This window comes from Pseudomonas tremae, assembly GCF_001401155.1.
Lineage (GTDB): Bacteria > Pseudomonadota > Gammaproteobacteria > Pseudomonadales > Pseudomonadaceae > Aquipseudomonas > Aquipseudomonas tremae.
On sequence record NZ_LJRO01000415.1, the window covers coordinates 22,014 to 29,942 of the forward strand.

9 protein-coding genes are annotated in these 7,929 nt (G+C 50.4%); 8 read left to right on the top strand and 1 reads right to left on the bottom strand.

The annotated features are described in order from the left end of the window. Nucleotides 1–123 precede the first annotated feature (123 nt). The 3 genes from ALO43_RS31645 to ALO43_RS31910 are packed head-to-tail and all read left to right on the top strand — an operon-like array spanning nt 124 to nt 1,693. Nucleotides 124–588, top strand: coding sequence for a hypothetical protein (locus tag ALO43_RS31645; protein ID WP_005894370.1), 465 nt, complete (start codon nt 124–126; stop codon nt 586–588). 57 nt (nt 589–645) lie between these two features. After that, complete coding sequence (locus tag ALO43_RS22775; protein WP_005894368.1) at nt 646–1,425, top strand: SIR2 family NAD-dependent protein deacylase; 780 nt, start codon at nt 646–648, stop codon at nt 1,423–1,425. Further along, nucleotides 1,418–1,693 carry a BPSL0761 family protein gene (locus tag ALO43_RS31910; protein WP_005894366.1) on the top strand — a complete coding sequence of 92 codons (276 nt, stop codon included), beginning with the start codon at nt 1,418–1,420 and terminating at the stop codon, nt 1,691–1,693. The genes ALO43_RS22775 and ALO43_RS31910 overlap by 8 nt, the downstream gene beginning before the upstream one ends. 674 nt (nt 1,694–2,367) lie before the next feature. Here the strand turns inward: ALO43_RS31910 and ALO43_RS22790 are convergent. Beyond that, nucleotides 2,368–2,910, bottom strand: a complete 543-nt coding sequence (locus tag ALO43_RS22790) for a helix-turn-helix domain-containing protein (protein WP_024670298.1) — start codon at nt 2,908–2,910, stop codon at nt 2,368–2,370. A 149-nt stretch (nt 2,911–3,059) separates the two neighbouring features. Here ALO43_RS22790 and ALO43_RS22795 point away from each other — a divergent pair, with 149 nt between their 5' ends. The 5 genes from ALO43_RS22795 to ALO43_RS22815 all read left to right on the top strand — a co-directional run bounded on the left by ALO43_RS22795 (nt 3,060) and on the right by ALO43_RS22815 (nt 7,765). Then, a complete protein-coding gene (locus ALO43_RS22795) occupies nt 3,060–3,842 on the top strand; it encodes an aldolase (RefSeq protein WP_024670297.1) in 783 nt (260 codons plus the stop codon). Nucleotides 3,843–3,873: 31 nt separating this feature from the next. Continuing rightward, nucleotides 3,874–4,779 carry a dihydrodipicolinate synthase family protein gene (locus ALO43_RS22800; protein ID WP_005894353.1) on the top strand — a complete coding sequence of 302 codons (906 nt, stop codon included), beginning with the start codon at nt 3,874–3,876 and terminating at the stop codon, nt 4,777–4,779. Between the two features lie 254 nt (nt 4,780–5,033). Continuing rightward, on the top strand, nt 5,034–5,945 hold the full coding sequence (locus tag ALO43_RS22805) for a diiron oxygenase (protein WP_032618589.1): 912 nt from the start codon (nt 5,034–5,036) through the stop codon (nt 5,943–5,945). 2 nt (nt 5,946–5,947) lie between these two features. Further along, a complete protein-coding gene (locus tag ALO43_RS22810; RefSeq protein ID WP_032618588.1) occupies nt 5,948–6,724 on the top strand; it encodes a TSUP family transporter in 777 nt (258 codons plus the stop codon). Between the two features lie 6 nt (nt 6,725–6,730). Continuing rightward, entirely contained in the window at nt 6,731–7,765 is a 1,035-nt protein-coding gene (locus ALO43_RS22815) for an iron-sulfur cluster-binding domain-containing protein (protein WP_024670294.1), read from the top strand. Nucleotides 7,766–7,929: the final 164 nt, after the last annotated feature.

Sequence of the window (7,929 nt, forward strand, 5' to 3'; positions counted from 1 at the left end):
GTGGTGATGTTGTGAGATTTAGGCTTCTTTTTTGATCGCACGAGACCGTCCACTGCTCATGGTGCAATTCCCCAACTCAAGTGGTTTAACGTGCTTGGCTAGCGACACACAATGGTGTAACCAGTGATATACGTGCTTGACCCCGTCACCAAAGACGTCGATGCAAGGTCGCACTGCGAAGTTGAAGGCCTATGTTTCTTAGCAACAATTACGTGCATCCAGACAGGGAAGCGAGACAGAGCTGCAATCGTTCGTTGCGCCTATGAGCTTCAGGCGTACCTCCTCAACGCTGAAGACGTTGTGATCGAAGGAGTCCAGATGCTATGCCCGCCGGCTTTGACCGGTAGAAGCGTCTGGAGTCTGGAGGAACTGGTAGAGATCATCTTCTTCAATGGCGTGGATATTGATGAATCCGCAGTGATTTATCGGACATCAGGAGGGACATACAAACTAGGTGATCTCGATCTTCGTAGAAAGAAAACATCGCGCGCTTGGTTCTCCGAGGCACAGGTTCGCTCCCGTTTGCCCCGAACCTCTGATCGTGCGATCGAGCTGAGCGAGCAACGTCTTTATTCCGCGAGGCGATAAGGCGAATTTTTGAGTCGCTTTATCCGAGGCGAGCTGCTGATAACAACGAGGAATCCGATGGCGGTTTTGAGACTACCTGCAGAGGCGTTGAAGGATGCCAGAAAAATTGTCTGCTTCTCTGGTGCAGGGATTTCTGCTGAGAGCGGCATTCTGACGTACCTAGACCAGATGCCTAAGTTGTGGGCACCTTATGACCCTCGTGCGCTTGAAACAGCCAACGCCTTCCGCGAAAGCCCAGCATTGGTTTGGGGCTGGTACCTATGGCGACGGCGCCAGGTAGACCGCGCCCAACCCAACGCAGCACATTTAGTGTGGCCTCAAATGGTTAATCTTGGCTACGAGGTTTCTGTCGTCACTCAAAACGTTGATGACCTTCATGAACGAGCCGGGTCTACAGATGTGATTCATCTCCATGGCAGTCTTACGATGCCCAAGTGTTTCGCTTGCCATCGACCAGCCGAGCTGACATCTGATCAGATGGAAATACCGGATGAAGGAGCGCTCGTCGAACCTCCCCGCTGTAAAAGGTGTCGAGGCAAGTTGCGTCCTGGCGTTGTCTGGTATGGAGAGGATCTGCCACCGGGCACATGGAAGAATGCAGTTTCACTCGTGAAGAACTGCGATGCTCTGATATCTGTGGGTACCTCTGGAGTAGTTACTCCGGCTGCTGATCTCCCCCACATTGCACTGGCGTCGGGAGCAACGGTTATTCATGTCAATACTGTTGATGTCGGAGCGCAAGCGGCTAATGAACTCATGCTCGTAGGTCGGGCTACCGATGTGCTCGCGAAGATTCACGAGTCTCTGTCGACCGGGAAGAACAATGACAATGGTTGATGAGCGAACCCGTAGCGTTGTTCAGGCGGGCGAGTTTCTGGCTGAAATAGTTAAAGACACTGCGTTGCCAGACTTCATCCGTAATGAGGCCAAAAGGCTGTTACGTCATTACCCCAGTGCACACGAAGTCTGGCTGGCCGGGCGTCTCGAGCTGTTAAGGCAAAATGAAATCCTTCAACTCTCTACTACGCCCGTGCCTTTGCCAGCAGTCCTCCTAACCTGGCCACTCTGCGAACCGTTTTTTTGCGATTCTCAGGACAAAATGTGACCGTCAGCCGTGCCGGTGTCGACCTGATGCGATGGGGATTGAGAAGCCTAAACCCACAGGTGGCCATCACATGACGAAGCGTTACGGCTCGATGTATGGGGAAGTCTCTTAGTCTCTTTTTGAGCACATACCCGCGTTGATTAAGATGCAGGCTTGGTGGGGGTAAGGTTGTGAGTCAGAGCTCATTTCCCATTTTATGACGATGTTGGAGCTGTCCTATCTCATGCCTGCCATGAGGAAGTGTCAATCCTGTCACGCCTACCCGGGAAGTCGCGCTGGATCGAGTGTCAATCAAGCGGTATTTCAGTCTAGTTACTGTCAATAAAGCGTATATGGATTGACGGTCAACCAGTGTCACGAGCATCTCTCATGGAGTATATATTTTACTGGTTCTGGAGCCTGTCAATCTTCAGAGCACTCACGTGGTACAAATCATTACTGGCCGGATGATCCGTTGGTTGCGGAGGCGACGGCTAGGGTGAAGCCGCGGGGGACGTAGTACTGAGACGGCTCGAAATCGGAGCTGTATTGTCCGAACTCTGAGGCGTCGGCATCCGCGTGTCTCAAGATGCTGCAATGGTTCATGAAGAGATTCTGAAACGTTGAGAGAGGTCGAGGCTCTCGCAAGGAGATTCTGTAACGTGACCCGAGACGGATAACTGCACCCGCTAGCATCACTCCTCATCGTTATGAATCACGACCAGCAATTGCGCCTGCTTCTCCCCAACCGAACGTAAACGATGCGGTTTTTGTGCATTGAAATGCAACGCATCCCCGCAACTGAGAATCACCCTTTCATTCATAAAATCCACCTCGACTTCGCCCTCGTGGACGAATAAGAACTCCTCACCAAGGTGCTCTTTGAATGTCGAATCGTCGAAGGTCGTAGGTGGGCGAATGATGAATGGCAACAGCGTGAGGTCTGCGATTCTGTGGGCTAATACAGCATAGTCAGCCCTGTGACCGTTATACGGTAGGGACTGGCGCTCGTTGCTTCTGACTAGGCTATAGCTGGCGTGTGAAGTCGATCTTTCCGTAAAAAGCTCTTCAACACTCACGTTAAACGCCGTTGCAAGCTTTAAAGCTGCTGCAATCGAGGGCGTGTTCAACCCTCTCTCCACTTTGGACAGGTAGCTCTTGGTCAAGCCTGTTTTTTCGGAAAGTGACTCAAGGGTCATTCCCAGCCGTTTTCTTAACATTTTCAGTCGGATAGACATCTACCATTTCCGTAAAAAGCTTTTTCCAGTTGACAATGACACAATGTGTCATATATCTTCATTTGTGTCATATGCATTCTACCTGATCATCAGCGACACATCAGGTGGAACCTTTGACGGCATATTTCAGGTGGCTTCTAAGGACGGACATGGCTAAGACATTAGCATTACCAAAGGATCAGCTTGTCAAGCAGGCCCTTGAAAAGATGCAAAGCAACCTCGCTGACAACACATGGACTGAGCGGGAGAAGCTGGCATTGACGTGCCGTATTCTCTATGAAAACGGCCATGATTCTGGACTCTCTGGACAGATTACGACTCGTGGCCCAGAGCCTGGTACTTACTACACCCAACAGTTAGGTATGGGCTTCGACGAAATAACAGCAGGCAATTTGCTTCTGGTAAATGAAGATCTTGATGTCCTGGAAGGCAGCGGTATGCCTAATCCCGCTAACCGTTTCCACAGTTGGGTATATCGCGGCCGCACAGATGTGATGTGCATGATTCATACCCACCCGACTCATATTGCGGCGCTCTCAATGCTCGAACTGCCTTTGGTCGTTTCGCACATGGATGTATGCCCGCTGTACGACGATTGCGCCTTCTTAGAGCACTGGCCGGGTATACCGGTAGGGAATGAGGAAGGAGAACTCATCACGCGTGTGCTCGGGGAGAAGCGGGCGGTTTTGCTTGCCCATCACGGTCAGTTGTCGACAGGGCGAACAATCGAGGAAGCTTGTGTTACCGCACTGCTGATCGAGCGCGCCGCTAAGCTGCAGTTGCTGGCCAGCGCAGCAGGTGAAATCAAGCCCATACGACCGGAATTAGGGCAAGAAGCTCACGACTGGATTTCCAGGCCCAAACGGCACAGCGCAGCATTTAACTACTATGCGCGGCAAATACTGCGTCGGCATGCCGACTGCCTGAACTGAACTAAGCCATTTGCTTTACTGGAGAGACATGATGTCTACCCCTTCCATACACGGAATAATCGGTTACACCATTACCCCCTTTACTTCTAATGGAGAAGGCATTGAGCTCGATGCGCTTGGCCGCTCAATTGATCGTCTGATCAGCGGAGGCGTTCACGCAATTTCCCCGTTAGGCAGCACTGGTGAGGGGGCTTACCTGAGTGATATGGAGTGGAATCAGGTCGCTGAGTACAGTCTTTCTCATGTTGCCAAGCGCGTACCTACTATAATCAGTGTGTCGGACTTGACCACTGGTAATGCTGTAAGACGGGCGCGCTTTGCAGAAGCCCATGGCGCTGATGCCGTCATGGTGCTCCCATCATCATATTGGAGGCTGAGCGAACAGGAAATCCTGCAGCACTACCAAACTATTGGTGACTCCGTAAGTTTGCCAATCATGCTTTATAACAATCCGGCTGTCAGCGGTACCGACATGCCGGTGGAACTTATTTTACGGATTTTCGATGCCGTGGAAAACGTTACGATGGTCAAGGAGAGCACTGGCGATATTCAGAGGATGCACAAAATGCACCTTCTCGGAGAAGGCCGGGTGCCATTCTATAATGGGTGTAACCCTTTGGCGTTGGAAGCGTTCGCAGCTGGCGCTGTAGGTTGGTGCACTGCGGCGCCCAACCTGATTGCTGACTTGAATGTAGCACTGTATAAAGCCATTCTTGGCAATGAGCTGCGTAGCGCCCGCGAGCTATTTTACAGGCAGCTTCCATTGCTGGACTTTATACTAAAAGGCGGATTGCCGGCGACCATCAAGGCAGGTCTCCGCATGTCCGGGCTAGAGGTTGGAGATCCACGGTTGCCGGTGTCTGCATTAAGTGATGATGCCTGTCTTGAGTTGCGCGCCTTACTGGCTAACGTGCGACAGGAAGATGTTACACGCTGAGTGAGTTGCCGTCTGAGCCTTATGTTGTCTGGCTTCGCCGGCCTCAATCACAAAAGAATTAGGCCGGGCGGACTCTATCACGCTGACATGAACGATTGCTTGGATCTAATTTGATCCGTTTGCCCATGCTTGCAACGCCAGCGAGCAAAATGGAATTTTACCTCCGCCCGAAAAATCAGTGTGCTGCATATTTATGAAGCTCCCTTGTTTTGCGTGGGCATGTTTTTTATATAGACTGAAGATGGGAAGTAACAGTGACGTCGCTTAATCAAAGCTTTGGTGGGAACAATAATGTGGGCGCGATGCTCAACAAGTTATCAGATCTTTGGGCCAGTAGGGCGGCTGTAAATAAGCCCCCCTTGATTTATTCCGCACTGGCATTCGACCCTGGCAAAGCTGACTACAGCGAGTCGCTGCTGCCCTTCAAAGAGCATCAGGTATGGCTCGACGCACCGGCGCACATTCGATCCAAGTGCCTTTCTTATGCTTGGATCATTTACAATATGAAAACTATCTACATCGAATGCGATATAGTTACGCCCGTGTGTGAGGACCTGATCAAATCCCCTCCCTCCAACTCGAGCAATAGGGAGATTATTCAGGACGTTATGGCCGAAGCATTGCTGGATGAAGCCCTGCATACGAAAATGTCACTGTCCGCCTGTAACTATATTTATAAGCTGCGCGGTATCGACTATTTTGAGTTCACAGATTTCAATTTGGTGAAATGGCAGCGGGATATTTTGTCATCTTGTACGGCAGCTTGGGAGCGTCGGCTAACCCGATTCGGGATTGCCTGTGCCAGCGAAACATTAATAACGGACTACCTGAAAACCATGTCTGAAGATACGTCCATTCAGCCCATCTGTCATGAGGTCACCCGCGCTCACGCTATGGATGAATGGAGTCACTCAAGCGTGTTCAGCTTGGTCGCCACCGACATCGTCCAAGGGTTGAGTCGCAACGAACGAGACTACCTCCGAGCCATCATCACAAAAACGGTATGCATGTTTGCCGACAATGAGCTCGGCGCATGGGAGAAAGCATTCTCTGTGATTGGCCTGCAGGGTTACAAGGAACTGCTACATGATACGAAGTCTCTGGATGGCATAAACATCTACACGGGCTCTGTTGAGTCGTTGATTGATCGTATAGGGTTGAACTGATAATGGATGCTTTACATTTCCACGAAATGTTTGGGGTTTCTGTCTATGTTGTTCTTTTTCTCATCGCTGGCGCCACGGTTGCCGGGTTTATTGATTCGATTTGCGGCGGAGGCGGTCTGATCTCTGTTCCGGTTCTGCTGCTCGCCGGATTTACACCCGCTGAAGCCATAGCAGCCAATAAACTTCAGGGTACATTGGGCGGCCTTGCTTCAACCCACTATTACTTAAATAAGAAAATAATCGAATGGGCTGTGCTGAAAAAGATGACCCTTGGTTCCCTCCTGGGTGGGACATTGGGCACATTAATGGTCTATTTTGTAGGCAACAGTTTTATGGAGGCCGCGCTGCCAATAATGTTGGTGGCCATGGCATTCTATTTTGCGTTTTCTCCCCAAGTCAGCGATGTCGGCGGAAAAGCGGTTATGCCTATATCGATGTTGGGGGCATCAGTCATCCCTTGTATCGGTCTCTATGATGGGTTCTTTGGGCCGGGAGCCGGTACGTTTTATTTGATGGCTTTGGTGTCGCTGGGCGGGATGGCTATGACTCACGCGGTTGCCTATTCCAGAGTTTTAAATTTGTTTAGCAATGCGATATCTCTGCTGATCTTTATTTTGCTCGGGAAGATGGTATGGGTCGCCGGTTTCGCCATGTCTATAGGCGAGGTTGCAGGTGTTTACTTGGGCTCACATCTGGTCCAGAAGAACGGCACGAAACTCGTTAAACCGTTAGTTGTTGTGGCTTGCATTGGCATGGCCGTAAAATCCATTTATAGTTGATGACCTATGCACAACAGAAGTTTTTTACGCTGTGAGAACATTACTCAGGATACTGCCTCGGTCAGAACATACGCTTTGCGGGTGCTCGCGAAGGAAATGGTCGAGCAATGTGACATGGGGAGGTATTTGATTTTAGAGCTTCCTGATCATGAGGGCGTTATTCAGCAGCGTAATTATTCGATCGTCGGCAGGCCCGAAATGGACTTGGTCGAGATATCGGTCAAGGACACCGGCAGGTCAGGCATATCAAGTCAGCTTCATTCAAACGTGGTTGTAGACTCACTGCTGCTCTCTGCTGGGGTTGGAGGCGCTATCACGATAGAGAGCTTGGCGGATGCGCAGAGCGTTGCCATGTTTGCTGGGGGTATTGGTATAACTTTACCCATGGCGCTCATACGCCAACTGGACAAGCGGGCCAAGCAAGAACTGCGGACGCCGAGCGTTCAGCTTTTTGTGTCAGTGCCCTCGCTTGTAGAACTTCCCTATTTGGATGAGCTTTTGGCGATGTCACTTTCGAGCGTATGGCTCGACGTGAGGATTTTTCTAACACAGGAAAAGTTCGTCAGTGACTCCAGGCTTTTTACCTCGGGTAGGCCGTTGCGAGCAGATTACAAGGAAGTGAGTGTTCCGGATATTTCCGTGATTTGTGGGAGTAAAGGCTTTGTTTCGGAAAATCGTGACGTCCTGAATCACTTATTTCCGGAAACAAAATTACTGATAGAGAATTTCACGCAGGTCTTTGACTCAGCAAGCAGTTTTGCAGGCTGTGATGAAACCTCGTGTAATGTCACTGTCTATGGAGCCGATCAGCAGCATCAGGTTTCCAGAAGTGCTACGCTACTTGGCGAACTTTCTCGATGCAATCTCGAAGTCAAAAGCCAGTGTAAATCCGGTATTTGTGGCAGTTGCAGGGTGAGGCTGAGAAGTGGGTCTGTACGAAGCGACGGCGATTTTGCATTGACCCCTAGAGAGAAGGAGAATGGATATATACTGTCATGTTGCTCTTATCCGACGAGCGAAAGTATCTGCATAGAAATATAGCCACCATATGTTGGAAGTACAGTACCCCGACCAAAATACCTATCAAAGCAATCGGGATATAGGCTGTCGCGTGGATATACTCAGGTGGGACTTGTTTTGATGACCGTCGATATACTGCTGCAGCACCCGCCATTAACAGGCTGTTAGGGATGCTCCGAGCAACT

Excerpts from the sequence above, each read along its gene's own strand:
- ALO43_RS22775 (WP_005894368.1), top strand. The coding sequence starts at position 646 with ATGGCGGTTTTGAGACTACCTGCAGAGGCGTTGAAGGATGCCAGAAAA.
- ALO43_RS31910 (WP_005894366.1), top strand. The coding sequence starts at position 1,418 with ATGGTTGATGAGCGAACCCGTAGCGTTGTTCAGGCGGGCGAGTTTCTG.
- ALO43_RS22790 (WP_024670298.1), bottom strand. The coding sequence starts at position 2,910 with ATGTCTATCCGACTGAAAATGTTAAGAAAACGGCTGGGAATGACCCTT.
- ALO43_RS22795 (WP_024670297.1), top strand. The coding sequence starts at position 3,060 with ATGGCTAAGACATTAGCATTACCAAAGGATCAGCTTGTCAAGCAGGCC.
- ALO43_RS22800 (WP_005894353.1), top strand. The coding sequence starts at position 3,874 with ATGTCTACCCCTTCCATACACGGAATAATCGGTTACACCATTACCCCC.
- ALO43_RS22810 (WP_032618588.1), top strand. The coding sequence starts at position 5,948 with ATGGATGCTTTACATTTCCACGAAATGTTTGGGGTTTCTGTCTATGTT.
- ALO43_RS22815 (WP_024670294.1), top strand. The coding sequence starts at position 6,731 with ATGCACAACAGAAGTTTTTTACGCTGTGAGAACATTACTCAGGATACT.